We start from the raw sequence: 19738 nt of genomic DNA, 5'->3' as shown, positions 1-19738 counted from the left end.
TGTCTCTCGGCGTACCTTTCTTTCAAGAGGTTGCGGCGGCTCTTTCAGGGGGTGGCGGCGGCGGGCTGCGCCGTGGCGAGGTCGGGGTGCGACTCGAGATAAGTCTCCAGTGCTTCCTGCTGGTCCTCGGTGAGACGCAGCCCCAGCTTGGTGCGCCGCCACAGAATATCCTGGCGCGTCCGAGCCCATTCATAAGCGATCAGGTAGTCGACCTCGGCGCGCGTCAGTCCGGCGCCGAAATGCTGCCCCAGCGACTCCTGACTCTGCTTGCCTTCCAGGAACTTGAGGCAGAGGGAGCCGTAGCTCGAAGCGAAGCGCTCGGCGCGCTCCGGGCCCAGGAAGGGGTAGTCGGCGAGCAGACGCTGGATGAACTGCTCTCGCGTGCCAATATCACCCCCCGGTAGTTTCGCCTCTGCGGTCCATGCCTGCCCCATGTTCGGCATCAGCGGCTGCAACTTATGCAGGGCCGCCTCGGCCAGCTTGCGATAGGTGGTGATCTTGCCACCGAAGATCGACAGCAGCGGGGCGCCATGACGGTCGAGATCGAGCGTGTAGTCGCGCGTCATCGCCGACGGGTTTTCCGACTCGTCGTCGCAGAGCGGGCGCACGCCAGAATAGGTCGAAATGATGTCATCGCGTCCCAGCTGCTTGACGAAGTGGCTGTTGAGCACGTCGAGCAGATAATCGATCTCCTCATCACCGATACCGACCTTGGACGGGTCACCCTGGTAACGACGGTCGGTTGTGCCGATGAGGCTGTACTGTTTCTGATACGGCAGCACGAAGACGATGCGCCCATCCTTGTTCTGCAGGATGTAGGCGCGGTCGTCGTCGTTCAGGCGCGGGACGATCAGGTGGCTGCCCTGAATCATGCGAATACCGTAGCGCGAGTCGCGCTTGGCGTTGCCCTTGACGAAGGATTCGACCCAAGGCCCGCTGGCGTTGACCAGTGCCTTGGCGCGTACCGTCTGGCTCTCGCCCGAAAGCTGGTCTTCCAGCGTGACGACCCACTCGCCGTTCTCTTCATGCGCGTCGGTACAGCGCGTGCGAATGCGAATGTCCGCGCCTTTCTCCTGTGCCTGAAGGGCATTGAGCACCACCAGCCGGGCATCGTCGACCCAGCAATCGGAATATTCGAATCCGCGCTTGATCTCGGGAACTAGCGGTCCATTGGCGTCGAACTTCAGTGCCTTGGCATTGGGCAGACTGTCGCGGTGACTGAGGTGGTCATAGAGAAACAGACCCGTGCGAATCATCCACGCCGGCCGCAGGTGTGGCTGGTGCGGCAGGATGAAACGCAGCGGCCAGACGATGTGCGGTGCCTTGCGAAGCATGACTTCCCGCTCCCGCAGCGCTTCCCTGACCAGTCGGAACTCGCGATGTTCGAGATAGCGCAATCCGCCGTGAATCAGCTTGCTGCTGGCCGACGAGGTCGCGCTGGCCAGATCCGACTGCTCGCAGAGCAGCACGGAAAGGCCACGGCCTGCAGCATCGTTGGCGATGCCGGTGCCGTTGATACCACCGCCCACCACGACGAGGTCGTAAGTCTGCTCTGTCGGTGCCATGTCAGCCTCCGTCGATTATGTTTTCGGATTCGAACATAGAGTAATCAAACCCGAACATCAATTCGAAAACGCTTCATGCCGATGAATTTTGTCGATCATCGTCATAGCCGCGTCAACCGGCGCTACTGCGATACCGTCATCTTCCGAACTGGAGATGTCATCGGAATCAGTGATTTCAGATCTTGGTGTCCGTGTCGGGCATGGCGACATGCAGCGCGACATCGTTTTCGCGCATCAGCTGCACCAGCGGCTCGGGGGGCGGTCTGTCGGTAAAGAAGGCATCGAGCTGCGCCAGGTTGCCTTGGCGAACGACTGCATTACGGCGGAACTTGGTGTGATCCGCCGCTAGAAATACCTGGCGTGAGTTGCGAATGATGGCCTGCGCGACCCGGACTTCCTGATAGTCGAACTCTAGAAGAGAGCCGTCGCGGTCGATGCCGCTGATGCCGATGATGCCGTAGTCGACCTTGAACTGGTTGATGAAGTCGATGGTCGCTTCGCCGATGATACCGCCATCACGAGAGCGAACCTGTCCGCCGGCAACGATCACGTTGAAGTCGGTTTTCTGCTGGAGGATAGCGGCAACGTTGAGGTTGTTGGTGATGACCTCCAGCCCGCTGTGGCGACACAGCGCCTCGGCGATGAATTCGTTGCTGGTACCGATGTTGATGAACAGAGAGGCCGAATCCGGAATGCGGCTAGCGAGGAGTTCGGCAATGCGCTGCTTGGCCTCCAGATTCAGCGTCTTGCGTGTGTGATACGCCGTGTTGACGGTGCTGGACTCGATACCCGCACCGCCGTGGACGCGCTTCAGGGCGCCGACTTCAGCCAGCAGGTTGAGGTCGCGGCGGGCGGTCTGGGGCGTCACGTCGAAGGTATTGGCAAGTTCCTCGATCGAGACATAGCCCTGTCGCCTGACCAGTTCGACGATGGCTTCATGGCGTTCCTGCTGGGTCATGGGTCTTCCTGTATCCAAGGGCGCTGGGTCGCGTCTTACCTTAGTGTGATGCACTCCGAACGAGTGTCGAATCTTCGATTCACAACCCGGCTCTTCCAAGGGGAACACCGAGAAGCCTTTGCGAACATATTACGCAAATCTTGTCGTCAATGGGGGGCTTATCGACTCGTGATAGATGTCTTCCGACCAAAGTATAAGATCTGTCTTTCTCTTTACGAATTAAAGGCTTATAAAGTCTAGCGCCCGAGGTTGCCGACAGGACGAACGATTTTCGGAAACGACGGTGGGATGTTCGAAAAAGAAATAGTATTTTCGCTAAGGAAATTAAGCCGGTGCCGGCCTTTCACGGCCTGATCCCATCAAGGATGTTCCATGACTCTTATCGAAACGATTCTGTTGCATGAAATCACGGGTACGGCTTGTCTGACGCTGCTGGGCTGCGGCGTCGTGGCCAACGTGTTGCTCAAGGGCACCAACGGTAACGGTAGTGACGGTATCGTCATCTTTTTCGGCTGGGGATTGGCCGTATTCTGCGGTGTCTACATCGCTTACAGCACCGGGGCACATCTCAACCCCGCGGTGACGCTGGCGCTGCTCGTCGGGCCGGCGACCGAGTACGCACCGGGGATTCCGATCACGCTGGCGACCACGCTTGCCTACTTCGTCGCGGAACTGGCCGGGGCCTTTCTCGGCGCCGTGCTCTGCTTTCTGGCCTACAAGCGACATTACGACGGCACTGACGATGCCGGTGCGATTCTGGCCACGTTCTCGACCATTCCCGCCATTCGCTCCCCGTTGTGGAATCTGGTGACCGAGATCATCGGTACGTTCGTGCTGATCTTCGTCATTCTGCTGTTCGGGCACACGCCTTCCGGACTGGGTCCGCTGGCGGTGGCACTGCTAGTGGTCTCGATCGGCGCCTCGCTCGGTGGCCCCACGGGCTACGCCATCAACCCGGCCCGGGATCTCGGGCCCCGAATCGCCCATGCGCTGTTGCCGATCGGCAACAAGGCCGGTAGTGACTGGTCCTATGCCTGGGTGCCCATTGTCGGTCCTGTCATCGGCAGCACGCTGGCGGCGCTGGTGGTCGGCTTTTATTGAAAACGGCGTTTATTGAAAACGGTAGTGGTCTGATTAAGCTACTTCATGACATGCGTTCACGCGGAGGTACCCATGAGTCAGAGTAAGAAATACGTTCTCGCCATTGATCAGGGCACGACAAGCTCCCGTTCGATGCTTTTCGATCACGAAGGTCGGGTCGCTGGCGTCGCGCAGCGCGAATTCGAACAGATTTTTCCGCGCTCCGGGTGGGTAGAGCATAACCCGCGCGAAATCATGACCAGCGTTCTCACCACCCTGACTGAGGTGATCAATAACAGCGGCGTCGATGTCGCGGAGATCGCCTCGATCGGGATCACCAACCAGCGCGAGACGACCGTGGTCTGGGACAAGAAGACCGGACAAGCCGTCTGCAACGCGCTTGTCTGGCAATCGCGTCACTCCGCCGAGATCTGCGACGAGATCCGCAAGGCCGGTCACGCCGACATGATCCGTGAGAAGACCGGATTGGTGGTCGATGCCTATTTCTCCGCGACCAAGCTGAAGTGGATCTTCGACAACGTGGACGGCGTCAAGGAAAAGGCCGAGCGCGGCGAGCTGTTGTTCGGCACGGTGGATACCTGGCTGGTCTGGAACCTGACCGGGGGCAAGGTCCACGTGACGGACGTCAGCAACGCGTCGCGCACGATGCTGTTCGACATTCGCAAGCGGCAGTGGGACCCGGAGCTGCTGGAGCTGTTCGGCGTACCCGAATCGATGCTCCCCGAAGTGAAATCGAACAGCGAAGTCTACGGCCATGTGCTGCCCAAGTTCCTGTTCGGTCAGGAGATCCCGCTGGCGGGGATGGCCGGCGACCAGAACGCCGCGCTATTCGGTCAGGCCTGTTTCGAGCCGGGAATGGCCAAGAATACCTACGGCACCGGCTGCTTCACGTTGATGAACACCGGCACCGAAGCCACGCCTTCGCAGAATGGTCTACTGACCACCGTGGCGTGGGAAATCGACGGTACGCTCGAGTATGCACTGGAGGGTAGCGTCTTCGTCGCGGGATCGGTCATTCAATGGCTGCGCGACGGCCTGCGCATGCTGGGCAAGTCTTCCGACTCGGAAGCCTACGCCGAGCGTGCCGGGTCCAGCGATGGAGTTTACCTGGTGCCGGCCTTCACCGGGTTAGGGGCGCCATACTGGAACTCCAATGTGCGCGGTGCCATGTTCGGACTGACCCGCGGCACGTCGAAGGAGCAGATGATCCGTGCCGCGATCGAATCCATGGCGTTCCAGAGCACCGACGTGCTCAAGGCGATGCAGGCAGACGCTGATATTGCGTTGACCGAACTGCGCACGGACGGCGGCGCCATCGCCAACAACTGTCTGGCGCAGTTCCAGGCGGATATTCTCGGCGTCGACGTGCTGCGCTGCGAAGTCAACGAGACGACCGCGCTCGGTGCTGCCTATCTCGCCGGTTTGGCGGTCGGTTTCTGGCACTCTCGAGACGAGATCGTCGAACGCTGGGCGCTGGAACGGCGTTTCGAACCGCAGATGGGTGAGTCCGACCGCGAACGGATCTACGCCGGCTGGAAAAAGGCGGTCAAGGCGACCATGGCGTTCGAGGTCGACTCCTGATTTCAGCTGTCGTCTCGAACGTGCGCTTCGAACCCCCAAGAGGACGTTGTGCAACCAACGACGAGGGCGTGAAATACGCTCGATAAAACTTGCACGGATGTGTTGCACAACGCTTGGAAATCAGTAGAATAGCGCAGCGTTGAGAGGGAGCAGGACCGTAGCTCAGTTGGTTAGAGCGCCACGTTGACATCGTGGAGGTCAGCGGTTCAAATCCGCTCGGTCCTACCATGACTGCTCCTTCGATACTTCAGGACCGTAGCTCAGTTGGTTAGAGCGCCACGTTGACATCGTGGAGGTCAGCGGTTCAAATCCGCTCGGTCCTACCAGTTTCGAAACCCCGAGACCTGACGGCTCGGGGTTTTTTGCGTTGGGCTGTTGAGGGGCGCCTTCCTCGGGCGACAGGTTGCCACGCCGCTGTTACCACGACATTTTGACCGTCGAGCGCTACCATGGTCGCCTCACGCAGGAGTCAATCATGTCCCTCGATTCGCTCTTTGAGCATATTCATAAACTGCCTAGTGTCCCCGCGGTCGTCGCCGAACTCATGGCCAGTCTCGAAAACGACAGAATCAGCGTTCACCGGGTTTCGGCCACCATCCGCAAGGATCCCAACCTGAGCTTGAAGCTGCTGCGCTCGGCGAACTCCGTGCGCTACGGCGTCGGGCGCAATGTCTCGTCCATCGACGACGCACTGCTGCTGCTCGGCTTCGATCGGGTTCGCACGCTGGTCATCGCGTCCGGCATGGTCGGCATGCTCAAGGATGTGCCCGGACTCGATCGCAAGACGTTCTGGCGCGAATCCTTCATGGTGGCGAGCATCAGCCGCACCATCGTCCGTCATAGCCGCCTTGAAGCACTGTCACCAGAAACCGCTTTCACCTGCGGCATTCTTCATCACGTCGGCTCGGCGTTGATGCATATCGGCGATCCGGCGCTGATGGGGCGCATCGATGCGCTGGTGGAGCAGGGCGCGCCAAGAGCGGAGCTGGAGGCCAACCAGTTCGGCTACACCTTCAGCGAGGTCGGCTCTGAGCTGGGGCGACGCTGGCGGTTTCCCGAGACGATCTGCGTCGCGCTCACGTATCAGGACAACCCCCTCGAGGCCGTGCCGTTCTCACCCTACGCGGCCGCGGTGCATCTGGCGATCGGCCTGTATCGCAACATCGCCAACGGGCGTCGCGAGGAGCATGCGCTGGGTGAAATGCCGAAGGAAATTCGAAGGCCGCTGGCGCTGGATCTACTCACGTTGTACGAGGAGATCCTGCAGGTGGTTCGCTCGGACGACGAACTCGATATCTTTCTATCCTGACGTGTGGACGTTGGCGCAGGCCGCTGCCCGGCTTTCTGGGTAGGCTTTTCGCGCCGAGCGTGAAGGTCGCGCATCCCGCCCGCTCCCGAGGGCGGGATGACCAGAGCAGTGGTGGGCGGTATCAGGAATTCCGCGCGAGCCAGGTGCCGCTGTCGATCACATCGGCCTGCACCGGGAAGACCTTCTCGGTCAGTACCCGATGAACCTCTTCGTCATGATCGAGGCAGGCATCGGCCAGCACGGTGAGTCGATAATCCAGATCGGCCGCCCAGCGCACCGTCGAGAGCACGACGCCGCTGGTCGATACGCCGGCCATCACGAGATGATCGGCGTCGACCGCGTTGAGCACACTGGCGAGATCCGTGGTCGAGGCCGCCCCGAATCGGCGCTTGACCACGACGACGTCTTCATCGGTGACCGCGAGGTCCGGGTGAAAGGCCGCCGTTTCGCTGCCCTCGATCAGCACGCCCATCTTTTTCAGACCGCTGAACGCCTTGTTGTTGTCGCCGACGCCGAGGTATCCCGGACGCTGACGCACGGCAACGAAGATGATCGGCACCTGCTTGTCGCGGGCGTCGGCGATCAGCGTATTGGCGCGCTCGATGAGACCGCGTTTCTGGGCTTCACTGTAACCGGCAAGGATGCCGTTCTGAAGGTCCATGATGAGTAGGGCGCTGCGTGACATACGGTGATTCCTTATCGATGGGACGGTGACAGATGACGGACGCTGCGCCGCAGATAACCGGTGACACCGGGTGGCGAACCGCCAGAACCGCTACAGATCGCTGGCATCGATGAAAATGCGGCACAGGCGCTCGATGCCCGCTTGATCCTCTGCGCTGAAGCGCGCCGGTCGCGGGCTGTCGATATCGAGCACGCCCCATACCTTACCATCGACGAGGACAGGAACCACCAGCTCGGACCGTGATGCGGCATCGCAGGCGATGTGGTCGGGCACGGCGTGGACGTCGTCGATGCGCTGAGTCTCTCGGGTGCGTGCGGCAGCGCCACAGACACCGCGCGAGAAGGGGATCGGATTGCAGGCTGGCTGGCCCTGGAAGGGACCCAGGATCAGGGTTTCCGGCTGCCGCTGCAGATAGAACCCGACCCAGTTGAGGTCTTCGAGCGTGTGCATGAGGAACGCGCTGGTCTGTGCGGCATTGGTCAACCAGTCGCGTGTATCGAGCAGCGCGCTCAGCTGGCGTTCGAGGCTAGCGTAATCGGTCATGATCGCGGATCCGTGTGAAATCGTTGGATAGAGATGATCCCGGCGGGCGATCACCAGGGCGTTATGCGGCTGTGAAACGACGAGACCAGCGCCGTGGCACTGGTCTCGTCATTGTCACAGCAGATGGGTTCAGGGTTCACTCCCAACCGGGAACGGCGCCGCCCTTGAACAGTTCCTGCGCCTTCTCGGCGACGGCATCGGACTGATAGGCCTTGACCAGTTCCTGAATCGGCTGGCTCTCCTGCTCCCCGTCGCGAACGACGATCAGGTTGACGTAGGGAGAGTCCGGGCCTTCCTTGATCAGTGCATCGTCCAGCGTCAGCCCCGCAGGCTGTGTAAAGGTGCTATTGATGAATGCCATGTCGACGTCCGGCAGGATGCGTGGCATCTGCGCGGCCTCGATCTCCTTGAACGAGAAATCGTGGGGATTGTCGACGATATCGATCGGGGTCGCCTCGAGATTGTCCGCGTCGTCGAGCTTGATCAGACCCTGCTTGTCGAGAAGGATCAGCGCCCGGCCTTCGTTGGTCGGGTCATTGGGCACGGCGATGGTGGCGCCGTCCGGCAGCTCGTCGATGCTGTCGTACTTCGAGGAGTAGGCGCCGATCGGGTAGACGAAGGTCTTGCCGGCGATCGCGAAGTCGTAGCCGCGATCCTTCATCATCGCGCGCAGGTAGGGTTCGTGCTGATAGGCATTGGCATCGAGACTGCCGTCGGCCAGCGCAGCGTTGGGGGTGACGTAGTCGGTGAACTCGACGATCTCGACATCCAGACCGTACTTCTCCTGCGCGACCTGCTTGGCGACTTTCATCACGTCGCTTTCCGGTCCCGCCATGGTACCGACCTTGATACTGTCTTCGGCGGCGTGGGCGATACCGGCGGTCAGCCCCAGTCCGAGGACGGCGGCTCCCAGCGCGCGGGTTAACGAAATGGACATTGGCGTGCTCTCCTTGATGATGGGCCTCGAGCTGCGACCGCGCCGGGTTCGTGGCGCGGTTTACGGCAGCTACGAGCTACGACTGCGCCGGGTTTGGGGCGCGTTGTACAGCAGCTACGAGCCGGCAGCCCTCGGCATGACGATGAACGCTGCAATATACGGTAATAAGCGCAGCCACGGTAATTCATTCTAGTTATTAATCTAGTGACCCTGAACGATCACTTGTGGTCGCTCTTGCGCACCAGATAATCGCCCAGGCTCTGGAACAGCTGCACCATGATCACCAATACCACGACGGTGATCAGCATCACCGTCGGGTTGAAACGGTTGTATCCGTAGCGGATGCCCAGATCACCGAGCCCCCCGCCGCCCACGGCGCCTGCCATGGCGGAGTAGCTGACGAGAGCCACGATGGTGATCGTCAGGCCATTGAGGATGCCGCCGCGGGCCTCCGGCAGCAGCACCTTCATGATGATCTGCATCGGCGTCGCGCCCATCGATTGGGCTGCTTCGATCAGCCCCGGGGGCACCTCGTTCAAGGCGCCTTCGACGAGCCGGGCGACGAATGGAATCGCGGCGATGGTCAGTGGCACGGCGGCGGCGTTGGTCCCGATCGAGCTGCCGACGATCATCCGCGTGAAGGGAATGATGGCGACCAGCAGAATGATGAACGGAATCGAGCGGCCGACATTGGTCACGATGCCGAGAATGCCGTTGACCACCGGCTGCGCCAGGATCTGGCGCGGACGCGTGACATACAGCAGCACGCCGAGCGGCACGCCGACGAGCGCCGAGATGATACCCGCGACCGCGACCATGTAGAGCGTTTCGAGTGTGGATTGCCAGACGAGATCAATCAGTGCGCTGGACATGGCCCAGTACCTCCACATGCAGGTCGAAAGATTTAAGCGTCGCGAGTGCCTGGCGAGTCTGTGTCTCGCTGCCGATCAGCTCGGCAATCATCAGGCCTAGCGTTCGCCCCTGGATCGACTCCACCTTGGCCTGGAGAATGCTGACATCGACGCCGTGTTCCCGGGCCAGCCGCGAAATCAATGGCGTGGAGACGCTATCCCCGGAGAAGGTCAGCCGGACGACCGGATGGGAGTTCTGGCCGGATTCGGCATCGAGTCGCTCGACCAGTTCCCGTGGCGCTTCCAGCTTGAGAAAGTCGTTCAGGAACTCCCGGCCGAGCTGAGTACCGGGGGCGGTGAAGAAATCACCGACATCGGCTTCCTCGACCAGTCGACCGCCCGAGATCAGGCCGACGCGATGACAGATGCTCTTCACCACCTCCATCTCGTGGGTGATCAACAGGATCGTCAGGCCCAGTTGCTGGTTGATCTCCTGCAACAAGGCCAGAATCGAGGTCGTCGTCTGCGGATCGAGCGCCGACGTCGCCTCGTCGCAGAGCAGCACTTTCGGGCGGCTCGCCAGTGCGCGGGCGATGGCGACGCGCTGCTTCTGGCCGCCGGAGAGCTGAGCCGGATACTGATGACGCTTGTCGGTCAGGCCCGTCATCTCCAGCAGCGGCATGACACGCTCGCGAATGGTGCGGCGGGATTCGCGCATCAGCTCCAGCGGTAGGGCGACATTGTCGAAGACCGTGCGATTGGTCAGCAGGTTGAAGTGCTGGAAGATCATGCCGCACTGGTGCCTCGCCTGGCGCAGATCGCTCGCGCTCATCGCGGTCAGCTCGGCGCCGTCGACGATGACGCGGCCTGTCGTCGGGCGCTCGAGAAGATTGACGCAGCGGATCAGCGTCGATTTACCAGCGCCGGAGAGACCGATCACGCCATGGATGGTGCCCTTGGGAACCTGCAGATCGATATCGGACAGCGCCTGCACGGCGCGGGGTCCAGTGCCGTAGGTCTTGGAAACCCGTTCGAGTGAAATCATGGGGTCGTGATGTCTGCCATACCAACGAAATGGGGTCTTCCGCGCCGCGCGGCTTGGTGCGCCGCCGGCCGGGGGGCATGGATTATACTGGTCGACCGCGTTTCCAGCGACCGTGGCACCGAAATCCGTGGCGCGTTACTGTTCTTATGGTCCGGATATCTTATGGTCCGGATAACCGGCCATTCAGTGACTCGGTTTTCCGCAATTCGTATTCCAACAAGTCATATTCGAACAAATCATATTCGAACAAGGAGAGAGTCGATGCTGCCGTCACTTGACGAACATGCGCTGGCGCAACTGTTTCTCGACGCGCGCACCCATAATGCGTGGCAGGACCAGGAGGTCAGCGAGCAGACGCTGCGCGAGCTTTACGACATGGTGAAGATGGGACCGACATCGGCCAACTGTTCGCCGGCGCGCTTCGTCTTCGTGCGCTCGACGGCCGGCAAGGACAAACTGCTGCCCTGCGTCTCTTCCGGTAACGCGGACAAGACCGCGACGGCGCCCTGCACGGTGATCGTCGCCTATGACAAACGCTTCTACGATCAGCTGCCGACGCTCTTTCCACACACCGATGCGCGCAGCTGGTTCACCGGCAGCGAGGCTTTCGCCGAGCAGACGGCGCTGCGTAACAGCTCGATGCAGGCCGGCTATCTGATTCTGGCAGCGCGGGCGATGGGACTGGATACCGGACCGATGTCCGGGTTTGATCCGAAAGCCGTTGACGAAGCCTTTTTTGCCGGTACGGACTGGACCGTGAACCTGCTGATCAATCTCGGCTACGGCGATACCGCCGGCGTCAAGCCACGCCTGCCGCGGCTGGATTTCGGCGATGCCTGCCAGCTGGCGTGAGCGAAGGCGACGCTCGGCTGCCCCGCCTGCAACTCGACGCGAAGGCGATCAGGCGGTCGGGCGTGGCAGCAAGCCGTTCAGCACGATCTGCTGAATCGTCGTGACCGTGGTCTCGAAGAACGCCGGGTCGTTAAGCCCGTTGCCGGAGACGGCCTCTATCTGCACCGCGAAGTCGGCGTAGTGCTGCGTGGTGCCCCAGAGCAGATAGATCAGGTGATGTGGGTCGACTGGCGCCAGGCGGCCGCTTTCGATCCAGTGCTCGATGACCCTCGACTTCTCCGCCACCAGCGCCTTGAGATCGCTCTCCAGCACCTCCCTCAGCAGCGGCGCGCCCTGAATCATCTCGAGACAGAAGAGCTTCGAGGCTTCGGCGCGGTCCCGCGATAGTGCCACCTTGATGCGTATGTACTGGCCGATCGCTTCCTGTGGCGACTGGTCGGCATCGATCGCTCGCATCGGTTCCAGCCAGTTATCGAGAATCTGCTGCAGCACCGCGACGTAGAGCGTCTCCTTGGAGGAGAAGTAGTAGAGCAGGTTGGTCTTGGAGACGCCGGCGCGATCGGCAATGGCATCGAGGCTGGCGCCTCGCAACCCGAATTGGGAAAACAGCGACAGGGCGGCATCGCGGATTCGCTGCTTGCGGGCTTCGCTGGTGGCGGCGCGTTTGCCGGTGGCGGCGGGGGGCGTCTCGTTCATATCGATCCTTGCAGTCGGTAACGCGGCGGGCTGTGACGTTGCGTTACATCGCCGGTTACTTTATCACGCCGCTCCGGCGGTCGGGGGGGATAACGGTCGCGCACTGAAAGCGCGCGAAAGACGCGTGGCCCGCGTCATTTTTGCGCAGGCTTCCGAGGGTGATTGGACCATTTGGTCTGATCGAATCGTCAAGGGAGGCGCCAAGCCACTGAAAACGGATAAAGATGTGTCGGTTGGCACGTGGGTTGTTAGAGGTTGCAAAGCGTTCGATGGCGATCTCGCGTCGGGTGCCATCGGCGACTTTACCTTCACCGAACAGGAGGTGACCCATGCAACTGGGCGTTTTCATTCCCATCGGCAACAACGGCTGGCTGATCTCCGAGAACTCGCCGCAGTACATGCCGACATTCGAGCTCAACAAGGCAGTGACGCAGAAGGCCGAGCAATACGGCTTCGAATTCGTGCTGTCGATGATCAAGCTGCGCGGGTTCGGCGGTAAGACCGAGTTCTGGGAGCACGCGCTGGAGTCGTTCACGCTGATGGCGGGGCTCGCGGCGGTCACCTCGAAGATCAACCTCTACGCCACGGCGGCGACGCTGGTCATGCCGCCGGCGATCGTCGCGCGCATGGCGGCGACGATCGACTCCATCGCTCCGGGGCGTTTCGGCATCAACCTCGTCACCGGCTGGCAGAAGCCGGAGTACAGCCAGATGGGGCTGTGGCCGGGAGACGAGTATTTCGGCAAACGCTATGCCTATCTCGATGAATACACGACGGTGATGCGCGAGCTGCTCGAGCGGGGTCATAGCGACTTCCGGGGCGAATTCTTCCAGATGGACGACTGCCGACTGAGCCCGCGCCCCGAACAGGGCGTGAAGATTGTCTGCGCCGGCCAGTCGAATGCGGGCATGGCGTTCACCGCCAAGCATGCCGACTACAGCTTCTGCTTCGGCAAGGGGCTGAATACGCCGACGGCCTTTGCTGCCACCGCCGAGCGACTGAACGCGGCTGGTCTTGAGAGCGGTCGCGAGATTGCCTGTTATGTGCTGTTCATGGTGATTGCCGACGAGACCGATGAAGCCGCCATCGCGCGCTGGGACCATTACAAGGCGGGCGCCGATCAGGAGGCGCTGGACTGGATGGCGGATCAAGGCAGCCAGGACAAGAGTTCGGGCAAGGACACCAACGTGCGTCAGATGACCGACCCGACTTCGGCCGTCAATTTCAATATGGGCACGCTGGTGGGCTCCTACGCCAATGTCGCGCGCATGCTCGACGAGATCGACACGGTCGAGGGTATCGGCGGCGTCATGCTGACCTTCGACGACTTCCTGGGCGGCCTGGACACTTTTGGCGAGAAGGTGCAGCCGCTGATGCGCACACGAGTCGATATTGTCGGATCGCCGGCGAAAACGGCGGAGGCGTTGTCATGAGAGAGCTGAAGACGCGTCCGATCGTACGCTGCGGCGGTGGCCAGGCGGCGAGAGAGGACGACGAGATCGTGCTGGCGGGGCGTCCGGAAGCGATTGCCATGTCGCGCTCTCAGGCCGCGCTGATCGTGGTCGACATGCAGAACGCCTACGCCTCGATCGGCGGCTATCTGGATCTCGCCGGCTTCGATGTCAGCACGACGGGACCCGTTATCGAGCGCATCGCCCGCGCCATCGAGATCGCCCGTGCCGCCGGCATTCAGGTGATCTTCTTTCAGAACGGGTGGGATGCGGACTACGTCGAGGCGGGCGGCCCCGGCTCGCCCAACTGGCACAAGTCGAACGCCCTGAAAACGATGCGCCAGCGACCCGAACTGGCCGGTCAACTGTTGGCCAAGGGCACCTGGGATTATGCGCTGGTCGATGCGTTGACGCCGCAGCCGGGGGATATCGTGCTGCCCAAACCGCGCTACAGCGGTTTCTTCAACACGCCGCTGGACAGCATCCTGCGAGCCCGCAGCATTCGCCATCTGCTGTTCAGCGGCATCGCCACCAACGTCTGCGTCGAGTCGACGCTGCGTGACGGCTTCTTTCTGGAGTATTTCGGCACCGTACTGGAAGACGCGACCTATCAAGCGGGGCCGCCTTCGGCTCAGGCCGCGGCGATCTTCAATATCGAAACCTTCTTCGGTTGGGTCTCGAGCGTCGATGCGTTTGCCGCTGCCTGCCAGCCCGCCGTTTCCCACCATCGGGAAACCGTTTAATCATTTGACCCAGGAGAGCAGAAAATGCCCAAGACAAGCGTCATACCTCCCGGTTCCGGCGCACCGCTCGCGCCCTTCGTACCTGGCAGTCAGGCCGACAATATTCTTTACGTTTCGGGAACGTTGCCCTTCGACGCGGAGAACAATGTCGTCCATGTCGGCGATGCCGCAGCCCAGACGCGCCACGTTCTCGAACTGATCCAGCGCGTGGTCGAAACCGCCGGCGGCAGCATGGAAGACATCACCTTCAACTCGATCTTTTTGCGCGATTGGGGAGATTACTCGGCCATTAACGCGGTCTATGCCGAGTTCTTTCCGGGCGAAAAGCCGGCACGTTACTGCATTCAATGTGGCCTGGTGAAGCCGGATGCGCTGATCGAGATCGCCGCGGTCGCTCATCTGCCGCGCTGATTTTGAATCCAGAGCTTCAACGCTGATCCAGCACACAACGGGAACCGTCGATGCACTACGAGATTCTGGGGCGGGAAGATGCGCAAGCCCCGACCATCCTGCTTTCTTCCGGGCTTGGCGGCGCCGGGCGGTTCTGGGAGCCGCAGCTCGAATCGCTCACCCGAACGCATCGCGTGGTGATTTACGATCATCTGGGGACCGGCGCCAGCCCCGCCGAGCTGCCACACGGGTACACTATCGCCGATATGGCGCAGGAGGCGCTGGCGCTGCTCGACCGGCTGGAAATTCGTCGCGTGGACTTCATGGGCCACGCGCTCGGCGGGCTGGTAGGCTTGCAGATGGCGCTGATCGACCCCGCGCGCCTGCAGCGTCTGATCGTGATCAATGCCTGGAGCCGGGTGGACGTGCAGAGCGAGCGCTGCTTTCGCGTTCGTCTTGCCCTGCTCGATGGCAGTGGTACGCAAGCCTACCTGCATGCCCAGCCGCTGTTCCTCTACCCGGCGGACTGGCTCTCGGCCCATCACGACCGGCTGCTATCCGAAGAGGCCCATGCGCTGGCGCACTTTCCGGGCGAGGCCAACGTGAAGGCGCGCATCGGTGCCCTGTGCGCCTTCGATATCGACGCGCAGCTCGGCGCGATCAAGACGCCGACGCTGGTGATCGCCACTCGAGACGATCTGCTGGTGCCTCATACGTGCTCGCGAAGGCTGGCGGATGGCTTGCCGAACGCCAATCTGGCCCTGTTCGATTACGGCGGTCACGGCCTCACCGTGACGGTTCCGGACACCTTCAACGCCGCTGTCGAGCAGTGGCTCGGCGACCCCCTTGCAGTTCCCGTGACAGCAGTTCCCGTGACAGGCGTTTCGACATGATGACCCAACCGCAGTACCGACAGACGGATGAAGGGACGCCGGGCATTTCGAGTGCCGCATCAGCCGGCGTGTGACAGTCGGGAGGCACGACGTCATGTTCTGCGAGATCGTCGCGATGTCGACCTGCGGTGAAAGCCAATGTCTGCTCTACTTCGATCGCCGCTACCATCAGTTACTCCGACAGGCGGACAACGGCTGAGTGCGGCGGTTGCGGCTGTCGATGATTTCCATCTTCTCACCTGAGGGCACAACAATGACAACGTCCCGTACTTCGTCTTCTTCGGCGTCTGTCTCTCGCGTGATCGAGCGGGAGGGCAGGGTCGAACTCGAGCTCGGCGCCGACGTTCGCGACAGCGCCTGTTTCAACGACGATATCGCCCCGACTCGCGCGAAGGAGCGCACCTGGACGAAGTGGCACATCGCCGCACTCTGGGTAGGTCTTTCGATCTGCGTGCCGACCTACACGCTCGGCGGCATTCTTACCGCCTACTTCGGTCTGAGCGTCGGCGAGGCGCTGATCACGATTCTGCTTGCCAACGTCATTCTGCTGATCCCGCTGACGCTCAACGCCTTTCCCGGTACGCGCTACGGCATTCCGTTCCCGGTCGTGCTGCGGTCCTCGTTCGGCATTCGAGGGTCGAACGTGCCGTGCCTGATTCGGGCGCTGGTCGGCTGCGGCTGGTTCGGCATCCAGACGATGTTCGGCGGGCTAGCGATCGATCTGCTGCTGTCGGCCATTGTTCCGCCGTGGCAGGCGCTCGGTGGTCTCGGCCAGGTCTTCGGCTTTTTCATCTTCGGTGCGATGAATCTCTGGGTGGTAATCCGCGGGGCCGAGTCGATCAAATGGCTGGAGACGTTCTCGGCGCCGCTCTTGCTGATCGTCGCCGTCGGGCTGCTGGTCTGGGCGCTACCGCATGTGTCGCTTGGTGAACTGCTCGCCCAGCCACCATCGCGGCCGCAGGGCGCATCGGTGACAACATATTTTCTGTCCGGCCTGACCGCGATGGTGGGATTCTGGGCCACGCTTTCGCTCAACATTCCCGATTTCAGTCGCTTCGCGCGCAGCCAGAAGGACCAGATCGTCGGTCAGATCGTCGGCCTGCCGCTGACGATGTTCCTGTTCGCGGCGCTGGGCGTGGTGATGACGGCGGCATCCGTCTCGCTGGTGGGGGAAACGGTCTCCGATCCGGTGACGCTTATCGGTCATATCGACAGCCCGATCTGGGTTGCCATCGCGATGATTCTCATCGTGATCGCGACGATTTCGACCAATACCGCCGGCAATATCGTCTCGCCGACCAACGATTTCCAGAACATCGCGCCGAAGGCCATCAATCGCACCGGCGGGGTACTGCTGACCGGGCTGGTCGGCACGCTGCTGATGGGTTACGACCTGCTGCAGAAGGCCGGGTTGATCGTCTCCGACGTGACGCTGGAGAGTCTCTATTCCAACTGGCTGCTGGGGTACTCGAGCCTGCTGGGGCCGATTGCCGGCATCATGGCGGTGGACTATTTCCTGATCAAGCGCCAGCAGCTCGACGTGATCAGTCTCTACCGTGACGACGGGCGTTATCCGGCGGTCAACGTGGCCGGCTTCATCGCGCTCGGCGTCCCCGTAGTGCTGACGCTGATCTCGATCACCACCGGCCTGTGGCGCTGGTTCTACGATTACGGCTGGTTCACGGGCTCGCTGCTCGGCGCCGGCGTCTACTACGTTGCGGGTCAATGTCTTGACGACAAACCTGGTGCGGACAAGCACGTCGCGGGCGAGGCGTCGGATGCTCGGGCAGAGGCGACGTCCATGGCACAAACGGATGACTCGACGGCAGGCAAGCCGATCGCGCGAAACTAGGCTGCGGGGGCGTCGGGTGGAACGTGTCGCGGCGAGATCGAAAAAAAGGCCACCCGTTCGGGTGGCCATCAACGCTGGACACACCCTTTTAGCGACATTGCCCGGAAGACCCGGCGCGCCCGCAATTCGGGAATAAATCGGCGCGTTTCATTGCCGGCAATCTTAGAGTCCGGTTCTCGAGGCGTCAATTTGCGAAAGCCGAAAGCCGAAAGCCGAAAGCGGTGCGCGGCGCCTGCCGAGCCGGTTCGGGCGTTCATGGCGCTAGCGACGTGGTAGCATGCAGCGCGCAAACGGCCCCTGTGAAGCGTGGGTCATCGGTCAGGCAGGAGAAGCGTTCATGTTCACCGGAATCGTGCAGGATGTCGGCACCGTCGTTGCCATCGAAGAGCGAGAGCAGCTCAACACTCATGTCGTGGCGATGTCGCCGGCCATGCGTGAAGGGCTCATACTTGGCGCCTCGGTTGCGCATAATGGCTGTTGCCTGACGGTGACCGCCATCGAGGGCGAGCACGTCAGCTTCGATCTGATGCGTGAAACGCTGCGCGTGACCAATCTCGGCGATGTGAAGGTCGGCAGTCGGGTCAATCTGGAGCGCGCCGCACGGTTTGGCGACGAGATTGGTGGCCACGCCATGTCGGGCCATATCATGGCAACGGCAACGCTTAGCGAGATCGACGAGGCGCCGAACAATCGCCGGCTCTGGTTTGCGTTGCCTGACAGCCTCGCCCGGTTCGTGATGGACAAGGGCTACATCGGCATCGACGGTATCAGCCTGACCGTCGGCGACGTGATCGGCGACCGCTTCTGCGTCAACCTGATCCCCGAGACACTCGCGCGCACGACCCTCGGCGAGCGTGCCATCGGCGACCGCGTCAATATCGAGATCGATCCGCAGACTCAAGCCATCGTCGAGACCGTGGAGCGGGTGCTGGCCTCGAGAGGTTGAGGTAGACGGGTCGCGCGGGCGCTTGTGCTTGGGTACCATAAGCGCCTTTGCGCCGAGATTTCCTGACCGGCGCGCCGTTTCGGGACCAGGGAGAGTTTCCTCGATGAGCAGTATCTACGGCGACTACATCAAGTCGGTCATTCGCACGGTTCCCGACTGGCCGCAGCCGGGCGTCAATTTTCGCGATATCACGCCGCTTTTGCAGAACAGTGCCGCGTTTCGCAAACTGGTCGACAGCTTCGTGCATCGCTACCAGGAGCTCGAAGTCGACGCGATCGCCGCGATCGATGCGCGCGGATTCATCGTCGGCGCGCCACTGGCTTACGAGCTTGGCTGCAGCTTCGTGCCGGTGCGCAAGAAGGGCAAGCTGCCGTTCAAGACCATCAGCGAGACCTATACGCTCGAATATGGCGAGTCGACGGTCGAGCTGCACTCCGATGCCTTCCGTGAGCATGACCGCATCGTGCTGATCGACGATCTGATCGCGACCGGCGGTACGATGCTGGCGGCGGCGTCGCTGATCACTCGTAGCGGCGGCCATATCGTCGAGCTGGCGTCGATTCTGGACCTGCCGGAACTCGGTGGTTCGAGCAAGATCCGCGACGCGGGATACAGCGTCTTCTCCGTTTGCAGCTTCAACGAAGACGAGTAATCTTCGAAGCACGCCTGTCGCCGTCTCGGATCGTCTATCGATGTTCCGTGACGGCCCCGCCAATGGGTTGGAGTTGCCATGACCGCCAGTCGCTACCACCAGCATTTCACCGTCTCCTGGGATCAGCTCCACCGCGATGTCCGGGCGCTTTGTCATCCGCTCATCGAGCGCGACTTCAAGGGGATTGTCGCTATCACCCGCGGTGGCCTGATCCCGGCCGCGTTGATCGCTCGCGAACTCAACGTGCGCTTGATCGATACGGTCTGCATCAAGAGCTACGACGATAAGGACCAGGGTGAGCTGAATGTCATGAAGGGCGTCGAGCACGACGGCGACGGGTGGCTACTGGTCGACGATCTCGTCGACACCGGCAAGACAGCCCGCGCGGTGCGCGAAATGCTGCCCAAGGCCCATTTCGTGACGGTCTATGCCAAGCCGGAAGGGCGGCCGCTGGTGGATCAGTGCCTGACCGAGGTTGCCCAGGACTGCTGGATCCAGTTTCCTTGGGATCTGGGTCACGCTTATGTCGAGCCTCTGGCCGATCAGCTGCGCCAGGACCCGTCCCGACGAGGCTCACCACGCTGAGGCCTGGCGAGTCAAGACTGGAGACGTCATGACTCGGCACGTCAGCCTCGGTCCTGACGACGCATCGTGCCGAGCCCGTCATTTCTTCCGATCATGGAGCGAC

General features: G+C 61.7%; 20 protein-coding genes, 2 tRNA genes and 1 pseudogene. 15 read left to right on the top strand and 8 right to left on the bottom strand.

Features of this window, described 5'->3' with window-relative positions:
• Nucleotides 1-44: 44 nt before the first annotated feature.
• The gene (gene glpD / locus IE125_RS02890; RefSeq protein WP_189443061.1) at nt 45-1565 is read right to left on the bottom strand and encodes a glycerol-3-phosphate dehydrogenase; all 1521 of its coding nucleotides are present in this window, start codon (nt 1563-1565) and stop codon (nt 45-47) included.
• 175 nt (nt 1566-1740) lie between these two features.
• Nucleotides 1741-2523 (bottom strand): DeoR/GlpR family transcriptional regulator, encoded by a 783-nt coding sequence (locus IE125_RS02885; protein ID WP_189443060.1) that lies wholly within the window; start codon nt 2521-2523, stop codon nt 1741-1743.
• Nucleotides 2524-2895: 372 nt separating this feature from the next.
• On the opposite strand from IE125_RS02885, the gene IE125_RS02880 reads away from it, so the two are divergent.
• The 5 genes from IE125_RS02880 to IE125_RS02860 all read left to right on the top strand — a co-directional run bounded on the left by IE125_RS02880 (nt 2896) and on the right by IE125_RS02860 (nt 6514).
• Nucleotides 2896-3624, top strand: coding sequence for an MIP/aquaporin family protein (locus IE125_RS02880; RefSeq protein ID WP_229808882.1), 729 nt, complete (start codon nt 2896-2898; stop codon nt 3622-3624).
• Nucleotides 3625-3696: 72 nt separating this feature from the next.
• Entirely contained in the window at nt 3697-5205 is a 1509-nt protein-coding gene (gene glpK / locus IE125_RS02875; RefSeq protein ID WP_189443059.1) for a glycerol kinase GlpK, read from the top strand.
• 151 nt (nt 5206-5356) lie between these two features.
• Nucleotides 5357-5433: transfer RNA gene (locus IE125_RS02870), tRNA-Val, on the top strand.
• A 21-nt stretch (nt 5434-5454) separates the two neighbouring features.
• Nucleotides 5455-5531, top strand: a tRNA-Val gene (locus IE125_RS02865).
• 149 nt (nt 5532-5680) lie between these two features.
• Nucleotides 5681-6514 carry an HDOD domain-containing protein gene (locus IE125_RS02860; protein ID WP_189443058.1) on the top strand — a complete coding sequence of 278 codons (834 nt, stop codon included), beginning with the start codon at nt 5681-5683 and terminating at the stop codon, nt 6512-6514.
• 121 nt (nt 6515-6635) lie between these two features.
• Here the strand turns inward: IE125_RS02860 and IE125_RS02855 are convergent, their stop codons facing one another.
• From IE125_RS02855 to IE125_RS02835, 5 genes are all read right to left on the bottom strand, one after another.
• Nucleotides 6636-7199, bottom strand: coding sequence for a cysteine hydrolase family protein (locus IE125_RS02855; RefSeq protein ID WP_189443057.1), 564 nt, complete (start codon nt 7197-7199; stop codon nt 6636-6638).
• Nucleotides 7200-7289: 90 nt separating this feature from the next.
• The gene (gene msrC, locus IE125_RS02850; protein ID WP_189443056.1) at nt 7290-7742 is read right to left on the bottom strand and encodes a free L-methionine (R)-S-oxide reductase MsrC; all 453 of its coding nucleotides are present in this window, start codon (nt 7740-7742) and stop codon (nt 7290-7292) included.
• Nucleotides 7743-7878: 136 nt separating this feature from the next.
• Complete coding sequence (locus tag IE125_RS02845; RefSeq protein WP_189443055.1) at nt 7879-8679, bottom strand: MetQ/NlpA family ABC transporter substrate-binding protein; 801 nt, start codon at nt 8677-8679, stop codon at nt 7879-7881.
• A gap of 218 nt (nt 8680-8897) precedes the next feature.
• Nucleotides 8898-9551, bottom strand: coding sequence for a methionine ABC transporter permease (locus IE125_RS02840; protein ID WP_189443054.1), 654 nt, complete (start codon nt 9549-9551; stop codon nt 8898-8900).
• Nucleotides 9532-10575, bottom strand: coding sequence for a methionine ABC transporter ATP-binding protein (locus tag IE125_RS02835; RefSeq protein WP_189443053.1), 1044 nt, complete (start codon nt 10573-10575; stop codon nt 9532-9534). The genes IE125_RS02840 and IE125_RS02835 overlap by 20 nt, the downstream gene beginning before the upstream one ends.
• A 261-nt stretch (nt 10576-10836) precedes the next feature.
• On the opposite strand from IE125_RS02835, the gene IE125_RS02830 reads away from it, so the two are divergent.
• Complete coding sequence (locus IE125_RS02830; protein WP_189443052.1) at nt 10837-11427, top strand: malonic semialdehyde reductase; 591 nt, start codon at nt 10837-10839, stop codon at nt 11425-11427.
• Nucleotides 11428-11475: 48 nt separating this feature from the next.
• On the opposite strand, the gene rutR is transcribed toward IE125_RS02830, so the two are convergent.
• Nucleotides 11476-12123: an HTH-type transcriptional regulator RutR gene (gene rutR, locus IE125_RS02825; RefSeq protein ID WP_189443051.1), complete on the bottom strand. Its 648-nt coding sequence runs from the start codon at nt 12121-12123 to the stop codon at nt 11476-11478.
• Between the two features lie 329 nt (nt 12124-12452).
• Between rutR and rutA the strand changes: the two genes are divergently transcribed.
• The 9 genes and pseudogenes from rutA (at nt 12453) to gpt (ending at nt 19635) form a co-directional block, all read left to right on the top strand.
• Nucleotides 12453-13556: a pyrimidine utilization protein A gene (gene rutA / locus IE125_RS02820; RefSeq protein ID WP_189443050.1), complete on the top strand. Its 1104-nt coding sequence runs from the start codon at nt 12453-12455 to the stop codon at nt 13554-13556.
• Entirely contained in the window at nt 13553-14317 is a 765-nt protein-coding gene (gene rutB / locus IE125_RS02815; protein ID WP_189443049.1) for a pyrimidine utilization protein B, read from the top strand. Before rutA ends, rutB begins: the two co-directional genes overlap by 4 nt.
• A 24-nt stretch (nt 14318-14341) precedes the next feature.
• Nucleotides 14342-14728: a pyrimidine utilization protein C gene (rutC, locus tag IE125_RS02810; protein WP_189443048.1), complete on the top strand. Its 387-nt coding sequence runs from the start codon at nt 14342-14344 to the stop codon at nt 14726-14728.
• A gap of 50 nt (nt 14729-14778) precedes the next feature.
• Entirely contained in the window at nt 14779-15600 is an 822-nt protein-coding gene (gene rutD, locus IE125_RS02805; protein ID WP_189443047.1) for a pyrimidine utilization protein D, read from the top strand.
• A gap of 52 nt (nt 15601-15652) precedes the next feature.
• Nucleotides 15653-15799 (top strand): annotated as a pseudogene (locus IE125_RS02800) (flavin reductase family protein); the annotation flags it as partial.
• 54 nt (nt 15800-15853) lie between these two features.
• On the top strand, nt 15854-17452 hold the full coding sequence (locus IE125_RS02795) for an NCS1 family nucleobase:cation symporter-1 (protein ID WP_189443045.1): 1599 nt from the start codon (nt 15854-15856) through the stop codon (nt 17450-17452).
• Nucleotides 17453-17789: 337 nt separating this feature from the next.
• On the top strand, nt 17790-18398 hold the full coding sequence (locus IE125_RS02790) for a riboflavin synthase subunit alpha (protein ID WP_189443044.1): 609 nt from the start codon (nt 17790-17792) through the stop codon (nt 18396-18398).
• Nucleotides 18399-18501: 103 nt separating this feature from the next.
• On the top strand, nt 18502-19050 hold the full coding sequence (locus IE125_RS02785) for an adenine phosphoribosyltransferase (RefSeq protein WP_189443043.1): 549 nt from the start codon (nt 18502-18504) through the stop codon (nt 19048-19050).
• A 78-nt stretch (nt 19051-19128) separates the two neighbouring features.
• Nucleotides 19129-19635, top strand: coding sequence for a xanthine phosphoribosyltransferase (gpt, locus tag IE125_RS02780; RefSeq protein ID WP_189443042.1), 507 nt, complete (start codon nt 19129-19131; stop codon nt 19633-19635).
• Nucleotides 19636-19738: the final 103 nt, after the last annotated feature.

This window comes from Salinicola rhizosphaerae (assembly GCF_014652715.1).
Lineage (GTDB): Bacteria > Pseudomonadota > Gammaproteobacteria > Pseudomonadales > Halomonadaceae > Salinicola > Salinicola rhizosphaerae.
Note: the sequence above shows the minus strand (reverse complement) of the source record. Positions and strands in the feature narration are given on the sequence as shown.

Excerpts from the sequence above, each read along its gene's own strand:
- glpD (WP_189443061.1), bottom strand. The coding sequence starts at position 1,565 with ATGGCACCGACAGAGCAGACTTACGACCTCGTCGTGGTGGGCGGTGGT.
- IE125_RS02885 (WP_189443060.1), bottom strand. The coding sequence starts at position 2,523 with ATGACCCAGCAGGAACGCCATGAAGCCATCGTCGAACTGGTCAGGCGA.
- IE125_RS02880 (WP_229808882.1), top strand. The coding sequence starts at position 2,896 with ATGACTCTTATCGAAACGATTCTGTTGCATGAAATCACGGGTACGGCT.
- glpK (WP_189443059.1), top strand. The coding sequence starts at position 3,697 with ATGAGTCAGAGTAAGAAATACGTTCTCGCCATTGATCAGGGCACGACA.
- IE125_RS02860 (WP_189443058.1), top strand. The coding sequence starts at position 5,681 with ATGTCCCTCGATTCGCTCTTTGAGCATATTCATAAACTGCCTAGTGTC.
- IE125_RS02855 (WP_189443057.1), bottom strand. The coding sequence starts at position 7,199 with ATGTCACGCAGCGCCCTACTCATCATGGACCTTCAGAACGGCATCCTT.
- msrC (WP_189443056.1), bottom strand. The coding sequence starts at position 7,742 with ATGACCGATTACGCTAGCCTCGAACGCCAGCTGAGCGCGCTGCTCGAT.
- IE125_RS02845 (WP_189443055.1), bottom strand. The coding sequence starts at position 8,679 with ATGTCCATTTCGTTAACCCGCGCGCTGGGAGCCGCCGTCCTCGGACTG.
- IE125_RS02840 (WP_189443054.1), bottom strand. The coding sequence starts at position 9,551 with ATGTCCAGCGCACTGATTGATCTCGTCTGGCAATCCACACTCGAAACG.
- IE125_RS02835 (WP_189443053.1), bottom strand. The coding sequence starts at position 10,575 with ATGATTTCACTCGAACGGGTTTCCAAGACCTACGGCACTGGACCCCGC.
- IE125_RS02830 (WP_189443052.1), top strand. The coding sequence starts at position 10,837 with ATGCTGCCGTCACTTGACGAACATGCGCTGGCGCAACTGTTTCTCGAC.
- rutR (WP_189443051.1), bottom strand. The coding sequence starts at position 12,123 with ATGAACGAGACGCCCCCCGCCGCCACCGGCAAACGCGCCGCCACCAGC.
- rutA (WP_189443050.1), top strand. The coding sequence starts at position 12,453 with ATGCAACTGGGCGTTTTCATTCCCATCGGCAACAACGGCTGGCTGATC.
- rutB (WP_189443049.1), top strand. The coding sequence starts at position 13,553 with ATGAGAGAGCTGAAGACGCGTCCGATCGTACGCTGCGGCGGTGGCCAG.
- rutC (WP_189443048.1), top strand. The coding sequence starts at position 14,342 with ATGCCCAAGACAAGCGTCATACCTCCCGGTTCCGGCGCACCGCTCGCG.
- rutD (WP_189443047.1), top strand. The coding sequence starts at position 14,779 with ATGCACTACGAGATTCTGGGGCGGGAAGATGCGCAAGCCCCGACCATC.
- IE125_RS02795 (WP_189443045.1), top strand. The coding sequence starts at position 15,854 with ATGACAACGTCCCGTACTTCGTCTTCTTCGGCGTCTGTCTCTCGCGTG.
- IE125_RS02790 (WP_189443044.1), top strand. The coding sequence starts at position 17,790 with ATGTTCACCGGAATCGTGCAGGATGTCGGCACCGTCGTTGCCATCGAA.
- IE125_RS02785 (WP_189443043.1), top strand. The coding sequence starts at position 18,502 with ATGAGCAGTATCTACGGCGACTACATCAAGTCGGTCATTCGCACGGTT.
- gpt (WP_189443042.1), top strand. The coding sequence starts at position 19,129 with ATGACCGCCAGTCGCTACCACCAGCATTTCACCGTCTCCTGGGATCAG.